The following is a 23754-nucleotide window of genomic DNA, read 5'->3' on the forward strand; positions in this document are numbered from 1 at the left end:
TTCGTCTCTCCGCCGTCGGTACGGTGGTTCAGGCCTCGGGCGTGAAAGCCACGGGCAGGGTCGCCATGCCGCGCAGGATGCCCTCGCGCCGGCTCAGATCCGCGTCCGGGTCGGCGAGCCGCAGGTCGGGGAAGCGGCGCAGCAGGGTGCCGATGGCGATCCTCGCCTCCGCGCGGGCCAGCGGCGCGCCCAGGCAGAAGTGCACACCGTGGCCGAAAGCGAGCTGTTGCGGAACCTCGCGGCGTGCCACGTCGAGGATGTCGGGACGGTCGTAACGGCCCGGGTCGCGGTTGGCCGCGGCGAGCCCGATGATGATCATCTCGCCCGGCGGGACGGTGACCCCGCCGATCTCGTACGCGTCGGTGGTGAAGCGGGCGACGCCCCGGCTCACCGGCCCCTCGTAGCGCAGGAGTTCCTCGATCGCGCCCGGCAGCAGCGAGGGGTCGTCGCGCAGGGCGGCGAACTGGTCCGGGTGGCGCAGCAGGGCGTGGACGCCGTTGGCGATGAGGCTCGCCGTCGTCTCGTGTCCGGCGAGCGTGAGCAGGATCGTCATCGCCGTCAGCTCGCGGTCGCTGATCCGCTCCTCCGCCTGCGCGGCACACAGCGCACTCAGCAGATCGTCCTTGGGGTCCTTCTTGCGCTCGGCGATCAACGGCTCGAAGAACTCGGTGAGTTCGGCGCGCGCCGCGGCTCCCTTGGCCAGCCGCTCCGGGGTGTTGGGAGGCATGATCAGGCCGACCGCGAGACGGGCGAAGTCCGGCTGTCCCTCGGCCGGGATGCCGATGAGTTCGCTGAGCACGGCCATCGGCAGCGGCAGGGCGAACTCCGAGACCAGATCGGCGGTTCCGCGTGCCGCGATCGCGTCGAGGAAGGCGTCGGTGTGCGCCTGGACGCGGGGCGCGAGCTGCTCCACCCGTCGGGCCGTGAAGGCCTTCGAGACGAGGTTGCGCAGCCGGGTGTGGTCCTCGCCGTTGGCGACGAGCATGCTGGCCATCAGGACGTTGGTGCGCTCCTGATGGGCCATCTCCTCCTCAAGTCCGGTCACCCCTACGGGACTACTGCTGAGCCGGGGGTCGGTGAGGGCGGCCACCGCCTCGTCGTAACCCGTGACCATCCAGACTTCAAGGGTGGGATTCAGCCGCACGCGCTGGACGACGCCGTGCTCGCGGATGCGCTCGAAGAGCGGGTAGGGGTTGGGCTGTTGAGCGACGTTTACCGGGACATCGTGAACGATTGTCTGCTCTTGACCGGTCATCTTCCGTAACTCCCCGAAGCTTTGTGAAAGATCTCTTGCAAGTAGTCATACCAGCCACCCAAGTTGCGTGGTAGCGTCACCGGCGCTCGGCTCGAATGATGTACGGCGAAGGACCGGCGAACAGTCGGTGACAAGATCGACGAGGCGCTCCACCCACCGGTGTCCGGTGCCTCGTAAGGCTCGACTCGGTAGCAGCCAAGGCCTCAACCAGGCCCTATGCGCAGGGGGAGACGTTTCGTGGAGCAAGCGGCAGCCGTGGACCCGATTCTGGATCTGGCCCGTCCGTCGATCCTGCGGAACCCCTACCCCTCGTACGCCCGGATGCGTGAGACCTCACCCGTCTTCTGGCACGAACTGCTCGGTTCCTGGGTCCTGACCCGACATGCCGACTGCCTCGCCGTGCTCACCGACAGTAACTGTTTCGCCTCCGACTGGCGCCGCGCCGGGGAGGACATTCCCGCACCGCTCCTCAGCGTGCAGACCCTCGACCCGCCCGAGCACACCGCCATCCGGCACCTGCTGCTCGACGGCTTCCGGGCGCAGGACCGCCAGGCGCTGCACGACGGCCTGGAGGGGCAGATCGACGATCTCCTCGCCGAGTTGGCCCGGCGTCCCTCCTTCGACCTCGTCGGGGAGCTCGCGGAACCGGTGGCCCTCCGCTTCGTGACCGCGTTCCTCGGCGTCCCGGCCCCCGAGCTCGACTGGTTCGTGCCCATGTCCCGTACCGTCGTCGACGGCATGGACGCCGGGCTCTGGCCCGAGAAGCACGAGCCGGCCGTAGCGGCCCGCGCCCGGCTCGCCGAGTACGCGGGCGGGTGGCTCGCCGACCCGCCCAAGGAAGGCCTCATCGCCTACGTCGCCGAGCACGCGGCGGACAGCGGCGTGGCAGAAACGGTTCTGCGCAACAGTCTGCGCGCCGTCCTCCACGCGGGCTACGAATCGGCCTCCCGGCTGCTCGGCAATGCGGCGGCCGCCCTTCTCACCACCCCCGGAGCGCTCGGCGCGTTCCGGGCGACCCCGGCCACGGCCGTGGACGAACTCATCCGGTACGACGCACCGGTCCAGGCGGACGCCCGGGTCTGCGTCACCGACACCGAACTGGGTGGCGTCACGATGAAGGCGGGTGATCCGGTCACGCTCTTCCTGGGCGCGGCCAACCACGACCCGCTCCGTTTCGACCACCCCACAGAGCTGCGACTCGACCGCGCCCCGAACCCGCACCTCGGGTTCGGCCGCGGGGCCCATGCCTGTCTGGGCGCGTCCATGGCGATCCGGCTCACCGGATCGGTCCTCGGATCCCTGGCCAGGGACTATCCCGACGCACGGGCAGTCGCGGAACCCGACCACCGGCGCAATCTGACCCTTCGCGGTCTCGACCGCTTCGAGGTCACACTGCGTCCACACACGGGGGAGGAGGTACGACCATGAAGTACTGGCACTGAAACCAGTGAGCGTGCGGCCCGTCCTGGAGGCGGGCACCACGCCCGTGCACGACACCCGTGCACCCCGCCGGAGCCCGAGCCCGCTGCACGGCTCGGGCTCCGGCCCATCCGCTGTGTGCCCCGACGAGGGCCGGGGCCGCGCGTCAGGTCGTCCTCGGCACCACGCGCGCGTCGTCGACGAACAGGCTCAGCGCGCCGTCGGCGGGACACCGCAGGCCGACCGACACGCGCCGGACGTCCCCGTCCGTGCCGAGCGTGTACGCGGCGGCCACCTGGAACAGGTCGTGTCCCGCAGGACATCTGACCATCGCCGGCGAAGGGCTCGGTTCGGGAAGGGCGGAGGGTTCGAGTTCCCAGACCGTCGTCTCGGAGCGCACGTCCCCGTCCCGCACGCCGATCGGCAGACAGCAACCGTCACAGAAGCACTCCCAGGCGGTCACCTCGAACCGGTCCGCGCCGCAGTACCGGCAGACGAGGGCGCCGGTCACGATCCTCCGATCCGCCACCCCGGGTCCTGCCCCGCCCAGCAGCCGGGACAGAACGCCGTCCGCCGCCTCGTCGCCCACCGGTCCGTCGCTCCACACACGCGCGCTGTTCACGACGGTGATCCTTTCACCCCGGAACACGGCGGCACCGCCGGGTCAGCCGCGGAGCTTCCCCGGCAGCCAGCGGAGCTGGGCCGCCTGCTGGAAGGCGCCGCCGCCCTCGTGGTCGTTGAAGTCGTACACCTCGATCGCCTTCTCGTCCCCGGCGTACGCGTTGAAGGCCGCGAACACCGTCGACGGCGGGCACGTCAGGTCCTCCAGGGCCGTCGAGAACAGGGCCGGGGCCGTGGCGCGGGCCGCGAAGTGGACCCCGTCGAAGTAGGAGAGCGTCTCCTGGACCTGCCGTACCCGGCCGCGATGCGTCTTGAGGTAGTTGCCTATCTCGCGGTACGGCGTGCGGTCCGTGATCGTCGTCGCACGCGGGAAGTCGCACAGGAACGGCACGTCCGCCGCGACCGCCACCAGGTTCCGTACGAGTCCCGCCACGGCGAGCGTGATCCCGCCGCCCTGGCTGACGCCCGTCACCGCCGTGCGGCTCGCGTCCACCAGCGGGTGCGAGCGGGCGGCCTCCACGGCGCGGACCGCGTCCGTGAACAGCCGCCGGTAGTAGTAGGTGTACGGATCCTCGACGCCCCGGGTCATGAAGCCGGGGAACGAGGGCGCGCTGCCCACCGGGTCCGGGGTGTCACCGGTGGCCCAGCCGCTGCCCTGCCCGCGCGTGTCCATCACGAAGTGCGCGAATCCGGCCGAGGCCCAGAGCAGATGGGTGTGCGGAAGGCCGCGCCCGCCGCCGTAGCCGAGGAACTCCACCACGACCGGAAGCGGTTGGGAGGTGCCGGCGGGCAGCACGAACCAGCCCTTGACCGGCTGCCCGTCGAATCCGGCGAAGGTCACGTCGAAGGCCTCCACCGTGGCGAGCCCCGTCGGGACGGCCTCGAAGCGTGCGTCCAGCTCGTGCGCGCGGGCCTCGCCGAGCGTCTTCGCCCAGAAGGCGTCGAAGTCCTCGGGCTCCACGGACGCGCTCCGGTGCGTCCGGAGTTGGTCGAGGGGCAGGTCGAACTGGGTCATGAACACCGCCTGGTGGGTCGCCCGGTGAGGGAAGGTCACGTTCGAAATACCGACCGGTTCACCCCCGGCCTGCTTCACCCTAGTCCCCGGGCCGCCCGGATTCATATACGTGAATTCGAGGCGTCCCGGGTGGACACTCCACGCCGTTGGCGTCACGAGAGCGCCACCGGCCCGGTCCCCATGACATCCTCGGACGAACCGCCCACAGCGTGTCCAGTTGTGGGCCTTCGTCGTCCTGCGCGGAGGGACACCATGCTCATCAGTCACGCCGTACGTCACCATGCCCTGCACGTGACGCTCCACCGCGACCTGGACGTCACCAACCGGGCCGCCGCCGCCCTCCAGATCCAGGCCCTGGTCCAGTCGCACCGGCCGACCCGGGTGGTCGTCGCCGTCCCCACCGCCGAGCCCACCCCGGCCACCCTCAGCGCACTCGCCCGCGCCCACCGCATGTGCGCGAGCCTGGGCATCCCGCTCGCACTCAGCGGGGCGAGCGCCCGCACCCGCCGGCTCCTGGACGTGGCCGGCGAGTGAACCGCCGCCTCGTCTTCGGCCGGGCGAACGGAGGACCCTGTCACGGAGGACCCTGTCGAGGAAGGGGGCGCGCTGCGGTGACCTCACATCGTCATCAGCATGGTGAGCATTCCGACGCCCATCGAGAGCCGGCCGGCGGACGCCAGGTCCGCCCCCACCAGCCGGAAGCCGGCCCACAGCACGTACCGGGCGTAGTAGGCCAGCAGCAGACCGGTCAACAGCGTTGCCCCGCCGGGCCCGTGCCCGGCGTGGGCGCCGCCCGCGGACGTGGCCATCACGACGGCCATGTAGACCATCGCCAGAGAGCCGACGGCATGGTGCAGATGGCGGCGCTCGCCGCGCGCCGACCACAGGGCCCTCAGTGCCGCGCCGCCGAAGACCATCCCGTACACCGTCCAGACCCACGCGGGCGGCGTGAACACCAGGGCGGGTACCGCCATGGCCGCCATCCCGAAGCCCATGAGGGCCTCGTCGCCCGCCCTCGCGGGGCTCTCCCCGCCGCCGCGCCACCGCAGCAGGCAGGCGGTGGTCCCGACCGCCACGCACAGGGCCACCAGCAGCCAGCTTGCCGTCGCCGGTCCATGCATCACGCACCTACCCGTCCGCCGACGAGCCGAGGTGTTCGGCGGCGTGCAGATCCTGGAGCAGAGAGGTGCGGGCGCGGGACACGCGGGAGCGCACCGTACCCACCGGACAGCGGCTGACCAGCGCCGCCTCGGCGTACGGCAGGCCCAGCAACTGGGTGAGGACGAACGCCTCGCGGCGTTCGTCGGGCAGCGTGGCGACCAGGGCGGAGAGCGCGACGCCGTCGTCGAATCCGGGGACGTTGCGCGGCTGGACCCGCTCGGCGGCGGACTGCCAGTCGTCGGCGGGAGAGAGGCGGGGCTGGGTGGCCGAGCGCCGGTAGCTGTCGACCACGGCGCGCCGGGCGATGGACAGCACCCAGGTCCGCGCGGACGAGCGGCCCTCGAAGCGACGCAGTCCCATGAGCGCGCGGAGAAGGGTCTCCTGAGTCAGGTCGTCGGCCGACTGGGCGTCGGCGCTCAGATGGGCCACGAAACGCCACACGTCATGGTGCACGGCGCGGAAGAAGCGGTCGACGGCTTCGGGATCGCCGCCGCGGGCGGCGAGTGCCCAGCCCGTCACCGTGGCATCGGGCGGCGCCGTGGCGGTCTCGCGCGGACCGTGGGTCACGGGCATGACAGCTCCTCGTCGTACGAACGTGCGGGAGGGGAGGCGGGAGGGGGCATGAGGGAGGCGGAAGGGTCGACGGGAAGGGCTCCCGTGCGGGGTCAGCGCTCGGGCCCCCGCGCGTACAACCGTTGCTGCAGGGAGAGCTCGACCTGGCTCAACGGCACATCGGGGGTGAGCCGTTCGGGGTGGCACGCGGGCGGTTCGGCCATGAGCACGGGTGCCGCCGACGGGGGTGGCCAGGACGGCTCCAGGAGCTCCGGCACCACCTGGGGGGTCCACAGGCTGCCGTAGCCGACCAGCGCTCGCATGACCGGCCGCCAGCAGCGGGAGAGGAGGGCCGGCAGGCGGCCCATGGCGTGATGCCTCTTCCATGTGCTCATCGACGGGGTCCCGTGGAGCCGTGGCCCGGGACGCCGCCGAACGGCGCCAGCACGCCCTCCACCCCCAGCTCCCGCAGCACCACCTCTCCCGGCGCCGTACCGCGCACCGCCGCCGCGACATGCGCGGTCCCCACCGGCAGGTCCATCAGTTGCCAGCCGGCGGGCGGGGCCGGTGCCCCCGGATCCCCGCTGGTGCAGTCGAGGTTCGGTGCCCGCCCCAGACCGCTGCCGAGGCCCTTGAGGTAGGCCTCCTTGCGCGCCCACAGCCGGGTGAAGACCGCGGCCCGCCGCTCCGGGGCGGCGGCCGTGATTCCGTCGCGCTCACAGGGGTGCAGCAGCCCGGAGACCGCGGTGACCGTATGCGCCTGGGGACGGCGTTCGACGTCCACGCCGATCGGCACCCCCGCCACCCCGATGAGCACCAGGTCACCGGCGTGGGAGAGCGAGAAGTACGGCGGGGACGAGGCGAGCAGCGTGGGCCGTCCGTGCGGGCCGCCGCAGCACGGGCACGGGTCCCTGCGATAGCGCACCGACCGGGCGGAGACGCCGAGATAGGCCCCCAGGAGCCGTCGCAGGGCGACATGGGCGGCCACGTATCCGGCCCGGTCGGCGGGGTGGATGAAGGCCGCCGCGCGCCGCCGCTCCGTCCCGTCCAGGACGGCGTCGTTCAGCGGGGTCTCCGTCAGCCAGGCCGACGGCACCCGGAGCAGCCAGATGTCCGCGTCGCTCCCCGTGGGAACGGCCAGGGCGACGGGCCACGCGGCGGGCTCGAACACGCCGACCGTCTCCTCCGCGGCCGCGCCGACGGGCGCGGCCGCGTCGACCGACGGCCCGGCCTCGAAGTTCTGCAAGGTCATCGACGGCTCCTAGGGGGTGTCTTGCGGATCGGGCCGGGCTCGCCGAGAACCCCTGGGTAGTGTCCGGAAAGTCCCGCCTGGCCCGTCGGGCAGACGGCGCTGCTTTCCGGACACCCTCTAGGCGTCCGTGCCCGGGGCGGTCGGCCACTCGCCCAGGCGCCGGCCGAGGGTCTTCTCGGAGATGCCGCTGTCGTCCAGACGGGGAGTCACGCCGCCGAGGTGGAAGGGCCAGTCCCCACAGGTGAGCAGCGCGAAGTCCACGTCCCGCGCGTCCGCGACGACGCCCTCGTCGACCAGCAGGCGGATCTCGTGGGCGAGGGCGGCCAGCGCGCCGTCCAGCGGGGCGCCGGGCGTGATTCCGCCGCCGGGAGGGTCTCCGGGCATGGTCTCCAGGAGCCGGCCCACGGTCTCCTCGCCCAGCTCCCGCAGCACGCGCGACGGCGGCACGGGCAGGGCCAGCTCCTCGCACGCCCCGTCGATCGCGGCGGCCGCGTCCCCGGCCCCGGCCGATTCCCCGGCCGCGGCGAGCAGGGTGCCGAGGAAACGGGCCCGCAGCCGGTTCACCACGAGCCCGGGGGAGTCGGCCACGGGAAGACACTGCATGCCGAGCTTGCCCGCAAGCTGCCCGGCGGTGGCCCGGGCGGCCTCGTCCACCTCCCGTGAGCCGGCCAGTTCGGCCAGCGCCCCCGTCTCACCCACGTTCGGGAAGTGCAGTCGCACCAGCCGCTCGGGGGACTTCAGCCCCGCCACCAGCTCACTGCGGGACCACACGGGTGTGGTGGACACCAGCGGACACGTCACGGGGACGGCGTTCTCGGCGCGCCGCAGCGATTCCCGTACGGCCTCCAGGTCGCCCGGCGTCGCCTCGATCACCGCGTCGGCCGCCGCCAGAGCCGTCGCAGGCTCCGTACTCACGCTGATCAGCCCGGCGCAGCTGTCGGCTCCGTCGGCGCTGATCCTGCCCTCGGCCACCAGCCGGTCCAGCTCCTTGCGGACGTGGGCGAGCGCGGCGTCCACCGTCTCCTGGCCGTCGTCGACCAGCACGACGGGGATGCGGAGCTTCGTCAGGCACAGCAGGGCGAGCCGCCGGGCCGTCGCTCCCGAGCCGAGGATCCCGATCCGCCTCACGGGTCGTGCCCGACGCGGGTCGGGCTGCCCGGGATGGCCGGCGGCGTGCGTCTGAGTGAGCCGGAGGGCGTAGAGACTCGCACGGAACTCCCGGCTCATGAACAGTTCGGTGGCCGCTTCCTCGGCCGCGGCGAACACCTCGTCCCGCTCGCCGCGGCGGGCGAGTTCCAGCAGTTCCAGCAGGTGTCGCGGCGCGGGCAGCACGCCGTGGGTGCGGGCCGCGACCACCTCGCGGCCGCGGTCGAGGGCGGTGTCCCAGGCCGCGTCGTCGAAGGTGCCCGCGCGTTCGACGACGGTGGTGCCGGACAGCACGTCCGCCGCCCACTGCAGCGAGAGCTGGAGGAACCCGCCGGGTTCCACCAGCGTGTCGGCGAGACCGAGGCCGTGTGCGGTCGGCGCGTCGAGCATCCGGCGGCCGGCCAGGGGGTGGTCGAGCATGAGCGTGACCGAGGTGTCCGGACCGACCAGCCGCGGCAGCAGCCAGGCGCCGCCCCAGGCCGGGACGAGACCGAGCGAGCACTCGGGCAGCGCGAGGGCCGGAGCGCTGCGGGACAGGGTCCGGTACGTGCAGTGCAGCGCCAGTTCGACCCCGCCGCCGATGGCCACGCCGTTGACGAACGCGAAGCTGGGCACGGGGAGTTCACCCAGCCGGCGGAAGACCCGGGTGCCCTGGCGGAGCGTCGCGGAAGCTTCCTCGCGGGAGGTGACGGCCGCCGCGAGAGCGAGATCGGCGCCGGTGCTGAACACGAACGCCTTGCCGGTGATCCCGACACCCGCGATCTCGCCCGCACGGGCCGCGGCCGCCACGGTGTCGAGCGCCGCGTCGAGGGCGGCGAGCCCTTCGGGGCCGAACGTGGCCGGCCGCATCGCGGGACCCATCGGGGGAAGACCGTTGTCGAGCGTGATCAGCGCGAAACGTCCGGCCTCCTCGGGAAGGTCCAGGAAGCGGACATGGGCCGCGGTGACGGTCTCCACCGCGGGCTGTCGCATGGTCGTCACTGATCCTCCAGAGCTGATGTGGGCGAGGACTGCGCACGTGCACCGGCCTTGAGGAACTCCTCGATCAGGGCCAGGAGTTCGATCGGGCGCTCGACCGGCGGGGTGTGACCGGTGTCCGGGAGCTCGACGAGCCGGGCGTGCGGGAGGAGCGTCGTGTAGCGGGCGGCGACCGGAGGCCGGATCGGTACGTCGCCGCTCCCGTGCACGACCAGCGTCGGGACGGTGATGCCCGGCAACAGGTCCGCGATGTCGCCGCGCGTGTAGACCGAGTTGCAGGCCTGCTCGATCCGCTCACCCGTCAGGGTGCGGAAGTGATCGATCCAGTACCGGGCGGGGTCGCTGCCCTGGAACGAGCGGTGGAAGTTCAGCCGCGCGACCATCCGGGCGAGATCCTCGCTCATCCCGTAGCTCAAGACGGTCTCGACCATCGCCAGGAACGGCCGGGCCGTCGACTCCGGCTCGGCATAGGGCTGGGTGTCGACGAGCACGAGTCCCGAGACCAGGGAGGGATGCCGCAGCGCCATCCGCAGCGCCTTCATTCCGCCCATCGAGTGGCCGACCCAGACCGTGGGGCGGCCGTCACCGAGCGCCCGGTAGGCATCGGCGAGCCGGTCCACCTCCTCCTCCAGGGTGTACGGGGTGCCACGGGCCGGGGCGAGACCGTGCCCGGGCCCGTCGACCGCGACGACGGGGTGCTCGTGACGGAGCCCGGCCATGACCGGGAGCCAGACCCTGCTGTCGGTGAGCAGCCCGTGCAGCAGCACCACGGGCGTCCCGGTGCCCTGTCGGTGGACCCCGAACGTCCAGTCGCCGGAGGTGACGACCTCGGACACCGTCTCAGGGCCGAGGGGCGCGAACGTCCCCGACGGATCAGCCGCATCCACCCGCATGGCCGATGTCACCTCCCGGGCGGACGTCCGCCTCCGCCGCGACCGACTCGGAAGCGGAAGCGGAAGCGGAACTGGGACCGGGACCGCCGCCCGCGTCAGTGTCCGGGGCCAACGAGGCGAGGAAGGCGGAGAGCCGGTCGACGCCCCAGTACTTGTCGTGACCGTTGACGAAGAACGGAACCCCGAACACGCCTTCGCGGATCGCCGACCGCAGTGCCTCGGCGCCTTCCTCGCGCAGCCCCGGATCGTCGGCGGCCCCGGTGAGGACGTCCCGGGCCAGGCCCAGCCGGTCGGCGATCCCGGCCATGGTGGCCCGGTCGCAGATGTCCAGCCCCTCCTGCCAGCGGGCCTGCTGGGCCTGCTCGACGAAGGCCGGTCCGAGCCCCCGGCGGCGGGCGGCGAGATACGCCAGGTGCGGCACCTCCCACACCGGCGCGTGATCGACCGGCCAACTGACCTTCAGGCCACGGTCGTTCGCCAGTCGACGCACATCGGCGAGGATGTAGAAATGCTTGGCGCGCGACATCTGCGTGTACACGAACGTGCTGCCCGTGTCGGAGAGCAGAGCCGTGGTCCGTTCGTCGGGCTCCCAGTACGGCACCCACTCCAGGGTGTCGGCCGGCCCGGCATGGTGGTTCATCAGATCATGGTGGGCGAGCCAGGAATAAGGGCTGCGCAAGGAGAAGTAGAAGCGGCGCTTCGGTACGGCCGTCCGGCCGGCGCCGCGGTCGGGTGGTGCCATCACCGTCCCCCTTCAGAGGTCGGAGTCGGAGGTCAGGGTCGGAGTCGGAGTAGTCAGAGAGAGATGCCGCCGTCGATCTGCACGACCTGGCCCGTGATGTACGCGGCACGGTCGGAGACCAGGAACGACACCAGGTCCGCGACCTCTTCGGGCTCGCCGAAACGGTCGAGCGCGATGCGCTCCCGCATCTGCTCGGCGACGGCACCGCTCAGTTCCGCGGTCATGTCGGTGGCGACGAACCCCGGCGCGACGACGTTCGCGCGGATGCCGTAGCGCCCCAACTCCTTGGCCACGGACCGGGTGAAGCCGATGATCCCGGCCTTGGTGGCGGCGTAGTTGGACTGCCCGACGTTGCCGTACACACCGGCCACCGAGGAGAGGGTCACCAGGGATCCGGCGCGGCGCTTCATCATCGGGAAGACCGCGGCCCGGCAGATGTTGTAGGTGCCGTTCAGATTGACGTCGACGACGTCCTGCCAGTCCTCCTGGGCCATCAGCACCAGGGGCTTGTCGCGGATGATCCCCGCGCAGCTGACCACCGTGTCGACCGGCCCCACCTCCTTCTCCGTCAGCGCGACGAAGGCCCGGGCGGCGGCCGGATCGGCGACGTCGGCCCGATGGGCGAGGACGCGCGCCCCCGTCGTACGGGCCAGCTCCGCGGTCTTCTCGGCCGACTCGGGCTGGGAGCGGTAGCAGAACGCGATGTCGTAGCCGTCCTGGGCCAGCCGTTGCACCACCGCGCGCCCGATCCCCCGGGATCCACCGGTGACCAGGGCGACGGGACGGTCCTGTCCGGGCATGCTCGTGACTCCTCAGTGAAGGGGCTGGGGCTGGGGCTGGGCGAGATCGGACAGCGGGCGGAGGGCGACGATGAAGTTCCCGACCTCCAGCGCCGTGGAGCCGCCGACCAGGGTCCGTCCGGCGAGCAGGGTGGTGTCACCGACCGCGCGGACGACGTGCACCTCGTGTTCGAGCACATCACCCGGATACACGGGGTGGCCGAACCGCATCCGGTCCAGCGCTCCGGCGAGTTCCACCTTGCCGGTGGTCACATCGGGGTTGGGGGTGTCCCAGACGGCGAGCAGGACCGCCGCCTGCGCCCAGGACTCCACGAGCAGCGGCAGCGGATAGCGGAACCCGGCCGACGTGGCACCGGCCGGCACCCTGCGGTAGTGCGGTTCGTTCACCGTGACGGCCTTGACGGCGGTGAGCCGCTCCCCGGGCACGGCGGCGGTCACCCGGTCGACGAGCAGCATCGGGTAGCGGTGCGGAATGATCCGGGTGATGCCGGCGACGTCCGCCGACTCCGGCTGCCTGGTCACACCGCACCTCCGGGCCCGGCCGCCGGCCGGTGCTCGTGGACGATCCGCAGGTCGGCGGCTCGGCCCCGCCCCGTGTCGATCGCCACCGTGGAGCGCACCCCGGAGTCGCCCGCCCGCGGTGCGTGGTACGTCACCCGGATCGTCAGTTCGTCGCCCGGGAAGACGGGTTCGCGGAACCGGCAGAGCTCCACGCCGATGAGCTCCACGGTGCGGCCCCGGCGCTCCTGGTCGGCCGTCACCGTGCCGTCGGCCAATTCGATGAGGCCGACCCCGGGGAACACGGGGAACCCCGGATAGTGCCCAGGGAACGCCTCGTACCCGGGATCGACCGTGGCCAGAGCCGTCACCGTGTCGTCCGTGAACTCCACCGTCCGCGCGGCCAGTCCGAGCAGCGAGGGCGCCGTCCCCGTCATGAGGCGGCCCGCAGCGTCTCTTCGAGGAGTGCGTGGGTCGTCGCCAGGGTGGAGATCTTCTGCAGCTCCTCCTCGGCCAGCGTGACGGAGAACTCCTGCTCCAGGCGGACGGTGATCTCCAGGGCCATGAGCGAGTCCACGCCCAGGTCGTTGACGAAGTGCGCGTCGTCGGAGACCTCCGCGACGTCGACGTCCAGGATCTCGGCGATCAGGACGCGCAGCGCTTCCAGGTCCAGTTCGGTGCCGGTCTGCTCGGACATGGGCTTCCTTTCCGGGGGAGGGACGATCGGGGGTGCGGTGGGCGGGCCACGGCACGGTCGGGGGTCACAGCAGGCGCAGGACCGTACAGGCGACGAGGCCGTCCCCGTCGAGGGAGGTCACCAGGGCGACGCCTCCGTCACCGGGTCCGGTCGGGCCGACGGCGAGCACGGCGGCGAGCTGCAGGGCGGCCGACGCGGCGGAGGCGTCCCCGAACAGGTCGCGGACCCGCACGAGTTCGGCCTCGGTGCCGTCCATCGCCTCGGCGAGGGCTTCCGCCTCGACTCCGGGCGGGCCGCCGGTGGCGTCCGAAGGAGCCGCGAGGCGTACCTCGGCGGGACTCACCCCCGCGTCCCGCAGGGCGTTGCGGATGCACCGTACGAGCGTCGGGCGCAGGTCCTCCGGAGAGTGGAACGCGGCGAACCGTGCCGAGAGGATCTCCGCGCGCGGCCGGCGGCCCTGCCGCGCGGCGGAGTCCGCGTCCTCCAGGAGGAACATGGCGCAGCCCTCGGCGAGCGGGGTCGCGCCCCTGTCGCGGGGATCGCCGGTGTGCCAGTCCAGCCAGGCGCGCTGCACCGAGAACTCCTCGACCGCGCCGCACAGCACGGCCTCGCAGTGCCCCCGCTCGCGCAGCCGTGTCGCGTAGCGCAGGGCCTGCAGTCCGGTCAGCGGGCCCCCCGCGAGGGTGGCGTTCGGTCCCTTGAATCCGTACCAGATGGCGCTCTGGCCGGCGGCCCGGTTCATCACCGTGTTCGGGAAGCGCGCCGGGTCGACGTAGAAGGGCTTGGCGCCGGTGAGGGAGTCCCGGGTGAAGTCCATGGTGCTCTGCACGCTGCCGGAGCCCGTGCCGAGGACGAGCCCGACCCTCTCGGGGGCCGCGGGGAGCGGCTTGCGCGACCCGAACGGTTCGAGGAGCGAGCCGAGCGTGGCCACCGTGATGCCGGTGAGCCGGTCCATGGAACGGGTGCCCCGGCTGCCCAGCGCCTCGACCACGTCGAAGCCGGGGACGAGGCAGACCTGGTCGGAAGGGGCCTGCCATTCCTCGCTGTTGAGCCGGGGGACGACGGTCCGTCCGGCCCGCACCCCTTCCGTGAACGCCTCGCCGCCGATGCCGTACGGCGACAGCGCGGACCAGTCCGAGATCACGGTGGACCTGCGGGCCGGTGAGATGACAGCCATCAGTGGGCGCCCCTTCCCTCGTGCGGCGCGTCGTCGCCGCGGTTCCTGTTCCAGGTGGTTCCCGCGGCGACCAGCTCCGCGCCGTCGACGCCGATGGTGTTGCCGGTGAGCCACGAGGACTCGGCGCGCGAGAGCATCACGACCACGTCGGCCACGTCCTCGGGCCTCGTCAGCCGGCCGTGCGGGTTGACCGAGGCGGACCGGTCCACGAACTCGGCGTGGCCCGGGATGCGCAGCAGCGACGGGGTGACGGTGACACCCGCCCGCAGCGCGTTCACCGAGACGCCGTGCGGCGCCAGTTCGCAGGCGAGCTGACGTACATGCGACTCCAGTGCCGCCTTGGCCGCCGACACGGCCCCGTAGCTCGGCAGCACCTGGCTCGTCCCGGCGCTGGTCATGGCGAGGATCTTCGCGCCGTGGTGCAGCAGCCCCGCCGCCATCAGATCCTGCGTCCAGTACACGAGGCTGTGCGCCATGACGTCGAGCGTCATGTCCATCTGCCGCGGGGTGAGGACGGTCTTGTCGTCGTCCCGCGGAAGGAACGGTACGAGGGACCCGAAGGCCAGCGAGTGCAGCACCGTCAGCAGACCCGCCCCGCCGGTCAACTCTGTGATGGTGGGGATGAGTTGCTGCCGGGTGCGGGCGGCGGCGGCATTGGCGTTGAACAGGTGGGCCCGGGACCCGAGCGCCCGTAGCTCGCCCTCCAGCTCCTTGGCCCGCGCCGCCGCTTCGCCGTGGTCGAAGTGCACCCCGATGATGTGGGCGCCCTCCTCGGCCAGGGCCAGGGCGGTCGCCCGGCCCATGCCGCTGGAGACTCCCAGTACCAGACACCAGCTGTCACGCAGAGACTTCGGCATCGATCCCTCCCGCCGGGTGATGGTGAGTGGCGGCGCCGCCGACGCGGGCCGCCGCGAGCTGTCCGGTCGCCGTCGCGGTGACGACGACGCAGTCCTCGGCCCCGGTGGAGAGCAGGGCCCCCGCGTGCAGCAGCGGGGCGAGGCACCCCGCGCCCGCGGTCCTCTCGTACAACGGCCGCGCCCCGCCGGTCAGCGCCGCGAGTTCCCGGGCGACGGCCCGGCCGCGCGCCGAGCCGTCGAGGACCGCGTACACCGGCAGGGGGCGCCGCTCCCACTCCGGGCACAGTGCGTGGACCAGGTCCGCCACGCGGCGGCTCAGTTCCCCGCCCGGTGCGTCCCGCCCGCCGGCCGGAGGCACGAAGGCCGAGCGGACGCGGCACACCCCCTGGATGTGCGCTCCGCGCCGCTCCGCGTGCGCCCGGGGTTCGAGGACGAGACCCACGGCGCCCTCCTCGCCGCTCCCGGCGCCGGGTTCCCCCGGCGGGACCCGGTCCTCGGCCGCGGTGACGAGCACCGTACGGGCCCGGCCGAGGCGCAGTGCGCGCGTCGCGACCTCCACCGCCTCCAGGCCGGCCACGGCCGGGGAGGTGAGCGTCAGACTGAACCCCTTGAACATCTCCTCCGAGGCGAGCCTGCTGGCGAGGACGTTGATCGCGAAGTAGGGAGCGGTCGCCGGGCTGAGGCGCTCGGCGCCGCTCTCGATCACCGTCCGGTCCATGTCCCGGAACAGCGGGGCGAGGGCGCTGTTCGTCCCGAGGACCAGGCCGCGCAGCTCCGGCGGCACCTCGTCCACCGGGCCGGCCGCCCGCAGCGCCCGACGGCCCGCGGCCAGCAGATAACGGGCCCCGGGCGGCAGGTACTTGTGGCCGCGCGGCCCCAGCTCGGCCCGCGCGTCGAACCATTCGGCGTCCGCGACCGTGGGACCGGGGTCCAGCACACCGGCCGGGGTCCGCCGGGGCGACACCAGGCCCACGCCCGTCACCACCACCTCGTCCTGGGCGACCGTCAGCACGGGACCGCCTCCCGGACCACGAACGAGGCGTTGTTGCCGCCGAACGCGTAGGCGTTCACCAGCACCGCCGGGTTCCCGAGCGGGACCGGGGCCGGGAACACCGGGACGGCGCACTCCGGGTCCTGCCGGCCCACAGGCACGTTGCCGGGTACGGACCCGTGCCGCACGACGAGTGTCGCGGCGACCGCGGCGAGCCCCGCGGCGGCGCCACCGGTGTGGCCGATGAGCGCCTTCAGACTGTAGAGCGGCGGCACCCCGCCGTCCGCGCCGGCGAACACGCTGTTCAGCGCCGCGCTCTCCACCTGGTCGTTGAGCCGGGTGCCCGTTCCGTGCGGGATGACACAGCCGATGTCGTCGGGACCGAGCCCCGACGCCCGAAGCGTCAGCCGCATCGTCCGGGTGATCTGCTCGCCGCCCGGCTCGGGCGCCGTCGGATGGTGGGCGTCGCAGCTCCAGCCGCAGTCCGCCAGTTCGGCCGACGGGCGTGCCCCGCGGGCCGCGGCGTGCGCGGCCGACTCCAGGACCACCACGGCCGCACCCTCGCCGAACACCGTCCCCGCCCGGTCCACCGCGAACGGACGGCAGCCCCTGGGGTCCACGGCTCCCATCCGGTTGAAGCTCGCCAGCGCGATGCGGGAGTAGGCGTCGGCCCCGCCGCTGATCACCACGTCGGCCTCGCCGCAGCGGATGAGGTCGGCGGCGATGCCCAGCGCGAAGCCGCTCGCCGCGCAGGCGTTGCTCACACTCGTGACGACACCGCCGACGCCGAGGGCCGCCGCGAGCCCGGAGGCGACGTCGAAGCCGGGACGCCACTCCTCCCCGTCCGACGACGCCCAGGACCGCCGTTCCTCGACCCGGTCCCGCTCCTGCTCCCCGGTGGACCCCATGCAGGTGCCGAGCACGACCGCGGTCCGGCTCGCGGGCAGGTGCCCCGGCTCGATCCCGGCCTCGGCGAGCGCCTCCCGGGCCGCGGCGAGCGCGAACGACGTCGCCCGCCCGGCCCCGTCCGCGGACCGGTGCCCGGCCCGGTCCGCCGGCCCGTCCTCGGGCACCAGGTACATCAGCGGCAGATCCATCCGGGCGTACGGATCGGGGAGCTTGTCGGGCGGCCGGGCGGCACCCGTCGTCATCGCGTCCCACAGCGCGCGCGTCCCGGGGCCGTGACAGGTCACGGCCCCGGTGCCGGTGATGAGGACGGGCTCCATCAGCCCTGCTGCCCGTTCAGGCCGCGGATCATCCGGTCGTCGAACTCCGCCAGGCTCCAGTCGTGACGGCTCTCGATCTTCGCGTACCCATGGGTGATCCGGCCCGTCGCCGTGTGCACCGGAACGCCGTCCCGCAGCACGTAGCAGTCCATCCGGGCCGTGTAGGTGAGCCGCTTGAACACGTTCTCGACAGTGAGGACCGTGTACAGCTCCTCCTCCATCCCCACCTCCTCCAGCATGGAGACCGAGTTCTGCGGCACCACCGGAATCCAGTCCTGCTCGTCGAGCAGCCGCTTGATGGAGATGCCGCGGTCCTCCAGGAACAGGTCGACCGCCTCCTCCATCAGACGCAGATAGCCCGACATCTGCAGACGCTCGGTGAAGTGGCAGTAGAAGTACGGGACCCGCCACTTCCACCCGTACGCGTTGGAGTGGCCGGTCAGCTCGGCGAGCAGCGCCTCACCGTCCTCGGCCTTGGCCGGCGGCGCCGCGGCGAGTGGCACCTGGACGAGCGCGGAGCGTGCGATCCGGTCCACGGCGAACGGTTCGACCGGGGCGGGGACCGGTGCGGCGCCGCCCCCGCGAGGGTCGACGCGCAGGGCCACCCGTACCTTCGCGGCGACGGTCTTCACCGGCGTCGGGCCGTCCACATGAAGGGTGACGGAGAGTGCCATCTCCCCGTCGACGGGCTGCTCCTCCGGCACGACCTGCGCCGTCACGTCGTCGTCGATGTGCGTGGCGGACAGGATCCGGGCGTTGATGTCCACGATGTCGACGCAGAGCCCGTAGTCCTCGTACAGCATCCCGGCGGCCCAGCCACCGCGCCGGAAGTGTTCGAGAACGGCCTCTTCCACCAGGTAGTTGACGTGCTTGAAGCCGATCCAGGTGCAGATGTTCGACCCCTCGAAACGGGGCCTGAGCCGGACCGTCGTGGTCCGCCGGGTCACCGGGGAGGCGGTGGGCAGCGGGCGGGCAGCAGAGACTGAGGCCTCTATCACGTCATCTCCAGTGAGGTGATGGCCGGCGGCGGGCCGCCGGGGGGATGGGGTGCGGCGGTGAGCGAACCGAGGAAGTCGGTGAGGAGTTCACCGAACCGGGCGGGCTGCTCGGCCATCGGGAAGTGCCCGCAGGACGGCAGGAGTTCGAGACGTCCGGCGGGCAGCGCCCGGTCGAGCGCCGCCGCGTCCGTGGGGCGCGCGGCGAAGTCGTTCTCGCCCGCGACGGTGAGCACCGGGAGGCGGACGCGGTGTACGGCGAGATGGGGGGTCCGCAGATACGCGCCGAAGAAGTCCATCCATCCGTACGGCCCGATCCGCTCCCGTACCCGGAGGGCCATGGACTCCCGGGTCGCGGGCGGCAGCCGGTCGCCGGACGAGACGCTGAGCCCTTCTTCGAGGATGAGATGGAAACGGTTGAAGTAGTAGGAGATCGCCGACCAGTCGAAGTCCCGCTGCCGGGGCCGGTAGAACGGCGACACGAGCACCGCGCCCCGCAGACCGCTGTCGTGCTCCCGGACGAGGAACTCCAGCAGGGCGTTGGCCGCGAACGAGTGCGCCACCACCACCTCGGCCCCGGTGGTGCGCACCGCCCGAGCGACCAGCTTCGCGGGATCGCCCGGCCCCTCGGGGTGCGCGGAGCCGTCGACCGGCCAGTCGATGTCGACGGGAAGCAGTTCCACCCCGTCGGGCGGCTGTGCGCACCACGGCTGCCACAGCGCGGTGCTGCCCGCGAGGCCGTGCAGCAGCGCGACCCTCAACCGCGTCACGGCGCACCCCCCGACGCGGACGAGGAGAGAAGGAGCAGCGCCGCCGCCGCGTCGTCACCCGTGCCCGGCCGCCCCGGCCCGGTGCCGTGGCCCGCCGAGGCCAGCACGGACGTGTGCCCCGTCCGGACCAGCTCGGCGGTGGCCGCCACGCACTGCAGGACGCCCAGCGCTCCCGAGCAGCGGCCGAACCGCGCACTCAGGTCGTGGGTGGGTACGGAATCCTGGTGCGGACGGGCCGGCGCGACGGCCCCGAGCGGCGGTTCGGGCAGGTACCACAGGCCCGGCGGCGCCGTCTCGTGCCGCCGGACCTCCGACACGGCCGCACCCAGGTCGGAGCGGCGCGCGTAGGGGCCGACGGCGGCGAGTGACCGGCCCCCGCGGGCCAGGACGGCCTCCTCCGCCTCGGCGACGAGCGCGACGGCGCCGTCCAGGAGCGGGACGCCGTCGTCCCCGGCCCCGCCGACGAGCCGCTCGACGGGCGCGTTCACCGGCTCGACGCCGATCACCAGGGCGCGGGTCAGACGGCCGGAGGCGATGAGGTTGCGGGCCCAGTGGACCGCGTCGAGCCCGGACGTGGGCCCGTTGCACAAGGTCACGTTGGCGCCGCGCAGCCCGTGGGTGATCGCCACCCAGGAAGCGGTGACATTGCTCGCCGTGTTCGGCAGCAGCATCGGACTCGTCGCCGCGTAGCCGCGCTCCCGGATGGTCGCCGAGGTGTCGCAGACGGTGTCCACGTTCCCCCAGTTGGTGCTGACCACGACACCGAAGTCCGGCCGGTCCGTGCCCGAGCCGTCCGCCTCCGAGCCGTCCGTCACCTTGCCGTCCGCGTCGAGCAGCCCCGCGTCGCGCAACGCCCGCTCGGCCGCGCACAGCGCGAGCTTGGTGGCACGGTCCTTGTACCGCAGGCCGGGACCCCGCAACGTGCTCACCGGGTCCGGGCCGGCCGCGGGGCCCCCGGCCCCGAGCAGCGCGCCGGGACCCGACACGCCGGCCAGAGCCGTGCCCAGCCCGCTGATCACCACGCGTGTGCGCACCTCAAGCCATCCTCTCCACCACGGCCACCGCGTTGAGGCCGCCGAACCCGAACGAGTCGACCTGCGCGAGGCGCAGCTCCGGGTCGGTCGCCGGCTCCCGGCTCAGCCGGAAGTCGGCCACCTCCTCGATGGGCAGCTCCAGACCGAGCGTCGGCGGCACCCGGCCCGAGCGCAGCGCCTGGACGGCCGTGATCAGGCTGTGCAGCCCGGACGCCCCCGCGGTGTGCCCGATCATCGACTTGATCGCCGTCATCCGCGGCGAGCGCGGCGCACCGGAGAGAACGGTCCGCAGCGCCACCGCCTCCGCCTCGTCGTTCAGCGGCGTCCCGGTACCGTGCAGCAGCACCAGATCGATGTCGCCCGCCTTGACGCCGGCCCGCCGGTACGCCTCCCGCATGGCCCGCTCGATGCTCGCGCTGTCCGGCGCGGAGGGGTGGTACGCGTCGCAGTTCAGCCCGACACCACGGACCCGGGCGTGCGCCCGCGTCCCGTACTCCCCGGACTCGCGGCGCAGCACCACCGCCGCCGCCCCGTCGCCCTGCAGCATCCCCCGCCGGTCCCGGTCGAAGGGACGCACGGACTCCGGGGCCTCCCGGTAGACCCGGTCCAGGAGCCCGTACGTGCTCTCCGTGATGGTGTCCACGCCGGCCACGACGACGGTCTCGGCCTCACCGAGCGCGAGCAGGTCCGCGCCGAGGCCCAGCGCGTACAGGGAGGCGGAGCAGGCGTTCGCCACCGTGTACGTACGGTCCGCCCCGAACCGCTCGCGCAGCGCCGTACCGAAGTGCAGCTCCGCCGGCTCGAACGGGGCGGCCTCGCACCAGCCGAGCTCGACCGACCGCAGCTCGCGCAGGGTCGTGCCCACCAGCACCGGGACGCCGGCGAGGTCCTCGGGCAGCTCCGCGTCGCGCAGCGCGGCCGCTACCGCGTCGAGCAACCAGCCCGTCGCCCGCAGCGGCACATCCGCACCCGGCGCCGGCCGGTCGTCGATCTCGTAGGCGTGCCGCGCCCGGAACTTCGTCCGGTCGAAGCCGCGCAGCTCGGCCACCCCGCTGCGCCCGGCGCACAGCGCGTCGAACGTGTCGTCCACGCCGGCACCGACGCTGGTGACCGCGCCCATGCCGGTGATCAGGACACTCATCCGCCGCCTCCGCCCGTACGGGCCGGGCCGGCCGGGTAGGCGCCGAGGATCAGCACCGCGTTGTTCCCGCCGAACGCCAGGGCGTTGTTCTGCACGACCCGCAGCTCGGCCGGCCGGGGTGCGTTGGGCACACAGTCGAGGCCGCACTCGGGATCGGTCTCGACATGGTTGATCGTCGGCGGGATGAACCCCTCCGAGATCGCGAGCGCGCACGCGGCCGAGGCCAGCGAGCTCGCGGCACCCATCGTGTGGCCGATCATCGCCTTGATGGAGATGGTGCTGGGCGGACCGTCACCGAACACCTGGCGGATCGCCGCCGCCTCCGTCACGTCGTTGGCCCTGGTGCCGGTGCCGTGCGCCGAGATGAAGTCGATCTCGTCGGGCTTCACCCCGGCGCTCGCGTGCGCCAGTTCCATGCACCGGGCGATGCTGTCCCGGTCCGGCGCCACCGGGTGATGGGCGTCGCAGTTGAGCCCGTACCCGAGCACCTCGGCGTAGATCCGGGCGCCCCGGGCCAGCGCGGAGTCCAGCGTCTCCAGGAGCAGGACGCCCGCGCCCTCACCGGTGAGGATTCCCTTGCGGTTGACGTCGAACGGCTGGCAGGCCTCCGGAGCGATGGTGCCCAGCCGGTAGAAACCGGTGAACGTCTTGCGGCACATCGCGTCGGCACCGCCGACCAGCGCCACGTCGACATCGCCGCCCCGCAGGGCGTCCAGCCCGTAGCCGATCGCGTAGTTGCCCGCGGCGCAGGCCGTCGCCAGGGTCGTGGCCTCCACGTCCACCAGCCCGAGTTCGCCCACCACCGCGGCGGTGAGCCGCCCGGCCGGCACCCGGCGGGCGACCACCGGGTCGAGCCGCTCGGGTCCGTCGGTCAGCTGGGCCTCCACCAGTCGGTCGAGATCCGCCGACTCCCCGTCGGTCGTCCCCACGCACACCAGGGCACGGCGCTCGCGCAGCTCCTCGACGGGCATCCCGGCGTCCCGTACGGCCATCACGGCCGCGGCGACCGAGAACTGCGTGGCCCGGCCGAGCGTCTCGGGAGCGACATGGGTGATCCACTCGGCGGGGTCGAAGCCGGTGACCTCGCAGCCGTTGGCGTAGTCGAAACCGGTGGTGTCGAACGCGGTGATGGGCTGAGCGCCGTTATGGCCCTCGCGCAGCCCCGCGAGGAACTCCCCGACCCCGATGCCGATGCTGGTGACGGTGCCCAGACCGGTGATGACCACCCGTACGGGCTCGTGCCGTTCCCGGTCGTTCCCGCCGGGCGGGCTGGTGGACACGGGGGTCACCGCGCCGACTGAGCCTGGTCCACGACCGACTCGACGCCTTCGAGATTGACCATGCGGCTGAGCTCGGCCTGGTCGATCGTGATGTCGAAGGTGCGCTCCAGTGCGGCGAGGATCTCGATCGCCCGGAGCGAGTCGGCCCCGTGGTCCTCCTTGAACAGACTGGTCTCGGTGATCTCCGCCGGGTCGATCTCCAGGATGTCGCAGAGCAGCTTCGTGATCTGCTCGCGGCGCTCGGAGGTGCTGGCGGCGTTGTCCGACGTGGTCATCTCATCTCCGTAAGTGAGTGGTCGAGGGGGCGGCGGGTGACGTTCACAGCTGCACGAGGACGTCTTTGACCAGCCATTCCATGGTTTCGACGATCTCCGAGGGGCGCATGGACAGGTCCAGCACCATCATCGAGACGCCGCACGAGCGATACGCGTCCAGCTGCTCGGCCACCTGCTCGGCCGTGCCCCGGATGCTGACCCGGTCGGACATGAAGTCCATGACCTCGAAGGGCGGGACGAGCGCACGGCGCACCGTGATCTCGATGGCCGCCGGGTCGCGGCCGGCCTCCTCCGCGAAGCGCGCGAGGGTGTCCCGGGCCGCCGGCAGTTCCTCCGGATAGACCTCGTGGGCGAGCCATCCCTCGCCGTACCGGGCCACGCGTCGCAGAGCGGGATCGGTGTTGCCGCCGACGTAGATCGGCGGTCCCTTCGCCGTGTACGGCCGGGAGGCCAGCCACATGTCGTCGAAATCGGTGAACCGGCCGTGGAACGAGGTCGGATGCTTGGCGGCCCACAGCGTCCGCATGACCTCGATGGCCTCGTCCGTGCGGACCCCGCGCTCCTTGCGCGGAACGCCCACGGTCCGGAACTCCTCGTCCATCCAGCCGATTCCGGCGCCCAGGATCGCCCGGCCCATCGACAGCTGGTCCAGCGAGGCGAGTTCGGAGGCCAGGATGACCGGGTTGCGGTACGGCAGTGCCAGGACGTGGGTGCCGATCCTGACGCGCTCGGTGGCACCGGCCACCAGGCCCATCACGGCGATCGGCTCCAGCCAGGCGACGCCCCAGTTGTAGGCGTCCGCGGTCTTCGCCCTCGGATACAGGCAGGTGCTCTCGCGCTGCCGGGGCAGGGCGACATGGCTGCTGACCCAGACGGAGTCGAAGCCCAGCCGGTCGGCGGCGCGCGCGACCTCGAGTACATAGCGGCGGCGGCCCGGCGGACCGACGGTGGGAAGTGCGATGCCCAGTTTCATGGCGTC

The 23754-nt window shown here is 72.7% G+C and carries 27 protein-coding genes; 2 read left to right on the top strand and 25 right to left on the bottom strand.

Annotated elements, in window-relative coordinates:
- Positions 1-28 precede the first annotated feature (28 nt).
- Positions 29-1255, bottom strand: a complete 1227-nt coding sequence (locus OG514_RS27615) for a cytochrome P450 (RefSeq protein WP_266899379.1) — start codon at positions 1253-1255, stop codon at positions 29-31.
- Between the two features lie 237 nt (positions 1256-1492).
- On the opposite strand from OG514_RS27615, the gene OG514_RS27620 reads away from it, so the two are divergent.
- The gene (locus tag OG514_RS27620) at positions 1493-2683 is read left to right on the top strand and encodes a cytochrome P450 (RefSeq protein WP_266899381.1); all 1191 of its coding nucleotides are present in this window, start codon (positions 1493-1495) and stop codon (positions 2681-2683) included.
- Positions 2684-2840: 157 nt separating this feature from the next.
- Here the strand turns inward: OG514_RS27620 and OG514_RS27625 are convergent, their stop codons facing one another.
- Positions 2841-3296 (bottom strand): hypothetical protein, encoded by a 456-nt coding sequence (locus OG514_RS27625; RefSeq protein WP_266899383.1) that lies wholly within the window; start codon positions 3294-3296, stop codon positions 2841-2843.
- 42 nt (positions 3297-3338) lie between these two features.
- Complete coding sequence (locus OG514_RS27630; RefSeq protein WP_266899385.1) at positions 3339-4310, bottom strand: acetylxylan esterase; 972 nt, start codon at positions 4308-4310, stop codon at positions 3339-3341.
- Between the two features lie 252 nt (positions 4311-4562).
- Here OG514_RS27630 and OG514_RS27635 point away from each other — a divergent pair, with 252 nt between their 5' ends.
- Positions 4563-4844: a hypothetical protein gene (locus OG514_RS27635; RefSeq protein WP_266899387.1), complete on the top strand. Its 282-nt coding sequence runs from the start codon at positions 4563-4565 to the stop codon at positions 4842-4844.
- Between the two features lie 83 nt (positions 4845-4927).
- Here the strand turns inward: OG514_RS27635 and OG514_RS27640 are convergent, their stop codons facing one another.
- From OG514_RS27640 to OG514_RS27745, 22 genes are all read right to left on the bottom strand, one after another.
- Positions 4928-5431 (bottom strand): DUF5134 domain-containing protein, encoded by a 504-nt coding sequence (locus OG514_RS27640; protein ID WP_266900985.1) that lies wholly within the window; start codon positions 5429-5431, stop codon positions 4928-4930.
- Between the two features lie 7 nt (positions 5432-5438).
- Entirely contained in the window at positions 5439-6044 is a 606-nt protein-coding gene (locus OG514_RS27645) for a sigma-70 family RNA polymerase sigma factor (RefSeq protein ID WP_266899389.1), read from the bottom strand.
- Positions 6045-6136: 92 nt separating this feature from the next.
- Positions 6137-6418 carry a DUF6059 family protein gene (locus OG514_RS27650; protein ID WP_266899391.1) on the bottom strand — a complete coding sequence of 94 codons (282 nt, stop codon included), beginning with the start codon at positions 6416-6418 and terminating at the stop codon, positions 6137-6139.
- Positions 6415-7275: a 4'-phosphopantetheinyl transferase superfamily protein gene (locus tag OG514_RS27655; RefSeq protein ID WP_266899393.1), complete on the bottom strand. Its 861-nt coding sequence runs from the start codon at positions 7273-7275 to the stop codon at positions 6415-6417. Before OG514_RS27655 ends, OG514_RS27650 begins: the two co-directional genes overlap by 4 nt.
- 117 nt (positions 7276-7392) lie before the next feature.
- On the bottom strand, positions 7393-9393 hold the full coding sequence (locus tag OG514_RS27660) for a 3-hydroxyacyl-CoA dehydrogenase NAD-binding domain-containing protein (RefSeq protein WP_266899395.1): 2001 nt from the start codon (positions 9391-9393) through the stop codon (positions 7393-7395).
- Positions 9394-9398: 5 nt separating this feature from the next.
- Positions 9399-10292 (bottom strand): alpha/beta fold hydrolase, encoded by an 894-nt coding sequence (locus OG514_RS27665; protein WP_266899397.1) that lies wholly within the window; start codon positions 10290-10292, stop codon positions 9399-9401.
- Positions 10273-11034: a 2-hydroxychromene-2-carboxylate isomerase gene (locus tag OG514_RS27670; RefSeq protein ID WP_266899399.1), complete on the bottom strand. Its 762-nt coding sequence runs from the start codon at positions 11032-11034 to the stop codon at positions 10273-10275. Before OG514_RS27670 ends, OG514_RS27665 begins: the two co-directional genes overlap by 20 nt.
- A gap of 53 nt (positions 11035-11087) precedes the next feature.
- Complete coding sequence (fabG, locus tag OG514_RS27675) at positions 11088-11834, bottom strand: 3-oxoacyl-[acyl-carrier-protein] reductase (RefSeq protein WP_266899401.1); 747 nt, start codon at positions 11832-11834, stop codon at positions 11088-11090.
- Positions 11835-11846: 12 nt separating this feature from the next.
- A complete protein-coding gene (locus OG514_RS27680; RefSeq protein ID WP_266899403.1) occupies positions 11847-12356 on the bottom strand; it encodes a 3-hydroxyacyl-ACP dehydratase FabZ family protein in 510 nt (169 codons plus the stop codon).
- Positions 12353-12769 carry a 3-hydroxyacyl-ACP dehydratase FabZ family protein gene (locus OG514_RS27685; protein ID WP_266899405.1) on the bottom strand — a complete coding sequence of 139 codons (417 nt, stop codon included), beginning with the start codon at positions 12767-12769 and terminating at the stop codon, positions 12353-12355. Before OG514_RS27685 ends, OG514_RS27680 begins: the two co-directional genes overlap by 4 nt.
- The gene (locus OG514_RS27690; RefSeq protein WP_266899407.1) at positions 12766-13029 is read right to left on the bottom strand and encodes an acyl carrier protein; all 264 of its coding nucleotides are present in this window, start codon (positions 13027-13029) and stop codon (positions 12766-12768) included. The genes OG514_RS27685 and OG514_RS27690 overlap by 4 nt, the downstream gene beginning before the upstream one ends.
- A gap of 64 nt (positions 13030-13093) precedes the next feature.
- Positions 13094-14206 (bottom strand): beta-ketoacyl synthase N-terminal-like domain-containing protein, encoded by a 1113-nt coding sequence (locus tag OG514_RS27695; RefSeq protein WP_266899409.1) that lies wholly within the window; start codon positions 14204-14206, stop codon positions 13094-13096.
- Positions 14206-15063 carry an SDR family oxidoreductase gene (locus tag OG514_RS27700; protein ID WP_266899411.1) on the bottom strand — a complete coding sequence of 286 codons (858 nt, stop codon included), beginning with the start codon at positions 15061-15063 and terminating at the stop codon, positions 14206-14208. The genes OG514_RS27695 and OG514_RS27700 overlap by 1 nt, the downstream gene beginning before the upstream one ends.
- On the bottom strand, positions 15044-16075 hold the full coding sequence (locus tag OG514_RS27705; RefSeq protein ID WP_266899413.1) for a beta-ketoacyl synthase N-terminal-like domain-containing protein: 1032 nt from the start codon (positions 16073-16075) through the stop codon (positions 15044-15046). The genes OG514_RS27700 and OG514_RS27705 overlap by 20 nt, the downstream gene beginning before the upstream one ends.
- On the bottom strand, positions 16069-17280 hold the full coding sequence (locus OG514_RS27710; RefSeq protein ID WP_266899415.1) for a beta-ketoacyl synthase: 1212 nt from the start codon (positions 17278-17280) through the stop codon (positions 16069-16071). The genes OG514_RS27705 and OG514_RS27710 overlap by 7 nt, the downstream gene beginning before the upstream one ends.
- Positions 17280-18278 (bottom strand): hypothetical protein, encoded by a 999-nt coding sequence (locus OG514_RS27715; RefSeq protein WP_323181617.1) that lies wholly within the window; start codon positions 18276-18278, stop codon positions 17280-17282. The genes OG514_RS27710 and OG514_RS27715 overlap by 1 nt, the downstream gene beginning before the upstream one ends.
- Entirely contained in the window at positions 18275-19045 is a 771-nt protein-coding gene (locus OG514_RS27720; RefSeq protein WP_266899417.1) for an alpha/beta fold hydrolase, read from the bottom strand. The genes OG514_RS27715 and OG514_RS27720 overlap by 4 nt, the downstream gene beginning before the upstream one ends.
- Entirely contained in the window at positions 19042-20079 is a 1038-nt protein-coding gene (locus OG514_RS27725; protein WP_266899419.1) for a beta-ketoacyl synthase N-terminal-like domain-containing protein, read from the bottom strand. The genes OG514_RS27720 and OG514_RS27725 overlap by 4 nt, the downstream gene beginning before the upstream one ends.
- A 1-nt stretch (position 20080) precedes the next feature.
- Positions 20081-21220 (bottom strand): beta-ketoacyl synthase N-terminal-like domain-containing protein, encoded by a 1140-nt coding sequence (locus tag OG514_RS27730; protein ID WP_266899421.1) that lies wholly within the window; start codon positions 21218-21220, stop codon positions 20081-20083.
- Entirely contained in the window at positions 21217-22500 is a 1284-nt protein-coding gene (locus tag OG514_RS27735; RefSeq protein ID WP_266899423.1) for a beta-ketoacyl synthase, read from the bottom strand. The genes OG514_RS27730 and OG514_RS27735 overlap by 4 nt, the downstream gene beginning before the upstream one ends.
- 5 nt (positions 22501-22505) lie before the next feature.
- Complete coding sequence (locus OG514_RS27740; protein WP_266899425.1) at positions 22506-22775, bottom strand: acyl carrier protein; 270 nt, start codon at positions 22773-22775, stop codon at positions 22506-22508.
- 43 nt (positions 22776-22818) lie between these two features.
- Entirely contained in the window at positions 22819-23748 is a 930-nt protein-coding gene (locus tag OG514_RS27745) for an LLM class F420-dependent oxidoreductase (RefSeq protein ID WP_266899427.1), read from the bottom strand.
- Positions 23749-23754: the final 6 nt, after the last annotated feature.

The organism is Streptomyces sp. NBC_00572, from assembly GCF_026341815.1.
Taxonomy (GTDB): domain Bacteria; phylum Actinomycetota; class Actinomycetes; order Streptomycetales; family Streptomycetaceae; genus Streptomyces.

Excerpts from the sequence above, each read along its gene's own strand:
- OG514_RS27660 (WP_266899395.1), bottom strand. The coding sequence starts at position 9,393 with ATGCGACAGCCCGCGGTGGAGACCGTCACCGCGGCCCATGTCCGCTTC.
- OG514_RS27700 (WP_266899411.1), bottom strand. The coding sequence starts at position 15,063 with ATGCCGAAGTCTCTGCGTGACAGCTGGTGTCTGGTACTGGGAGTCTCC.
- OG514_RS27730 (WP_266899421.1), bottom strand. The coding sequence starts at position 21,220 with ATGAGTGTCCTGATCACCGGCATGGGCGCGGTCACCAGCGTCGGTGCC.
- OG514_RS27630 (WP_266899385.1), bottom strand. The coding sequence starts at position 4,310 with ATGACCCAGTTCGACCTGCCCCTCGACCAACTCCGGACGCACCGGAGC.
- OG514_RS27640 (WP_266900985.1), bottom strand. The coding sequence starts at position 5,431 with ATGCATGGACCGGCGACGGCAAGCTGGCTGCTGGTGGCCCTGTGCGTG.
- OG514_RS27615 (WP_266899379.1), bottom strand. The coding sequence starts at position 1,255 with ATGACCGGTCAAGAGCAGACAATCGTTCACGATGTCCCGGTAAACGTC.
- OG514_RS27745 (WP_266899427.1), bottom strand. The coding sequence starts at position 23,748 with ATGAAACTGGGCATCGCACTTCCCACCGTCGGTCCGCCGGGCCGCCGC.
- OG514_RS27685 (WP_266899405.1), bottom strand. The coding sequence starts at position 12,769 with ATGACGGGGACGGCGCCCTCGCTGCTCGGACTGGCCGCGCGGACGGTG.
- OG514_RS27655 (WP_266899393.1), bottom strand. The coding sequence starts at position 7,275 with ATGACCTTGCAGAACTTCGAGGCCGGGCCGTCGGTCGACGCGGCCGCG.
- OG514_RS27665 (WP_266899397.1), bottom strand. The coding sequence starts at position 10,292 with ATGCGGGTGGATGCGGCTGATCCGTCGGGGACGTTCGCGCCCCTCGGC.
- fabG (WP_266899401.1), bottom strand. The coding sequence starts at position 11,834 with ATGCCCGGACAGGACCGTCCCGTCGCCCTGGTCACCGGTGGATCCCGG.
- OG514_RS27635 (WP_266899387.1), top strand. The coding sequence starts at position 4,563 with ATGCTCATCAGTCACGCCGTACGTCACCATGCCCTGCACGTGACGCTC.
- OG514_RS27690 (WP_266899407.1), bottom strand. The coding sequence starts at position 13,029 with ATGTCCGAGCAGACCGGCACCGAACTGGACCTGGAAGCGCTGCGCGTC.
- OG514_RS27650 (WP_266899391.1), bottom strand. The coding sequence starts at position 6,418 with ATGAGCACATGGAAGAGGCATCACGCCATGGGCCGCCTGCCGGCCCTC.
- OG514_RS27695 (WP_266899409.1), bottom strand. The coding sequence starts at position 14,206 with ATGGCTGTCATCTCACCGGCCCGCAGGTCCACCGTGATCTCGGACTGG.
- OG514_RS27710 (WP_266899415.1), bottom strand. The coding sequence starts at position 17,280 with ATGGAGCCCGTCCTCATCACCGGCACCGGGGCCGTGACCTGTCACGGC.
- OG514_RS27645 (WP_266899389.1), bottom strand. The coding sequence starts at position 6,044 with ATGCCCGTGACCCACGGTCCGCGCGAGACCGCCACGGCGCCGCCCGAT.
- OG514_RS27740 (WP_266899425.1), bottom strand. The coding sequence starts at position 22,775 with ATGACCACGTCGGACAACGCCGCCAGCACCTCCGAGCGCCGCGAGCAG.
- OG514_RS27670 (WP_266899399.1), bottom strand. The coding sequence starts at position 11,034 with ATGGCACCACCCGACCGCGGCGCCGGCCGGACGGCCGTACCGAAGCGC.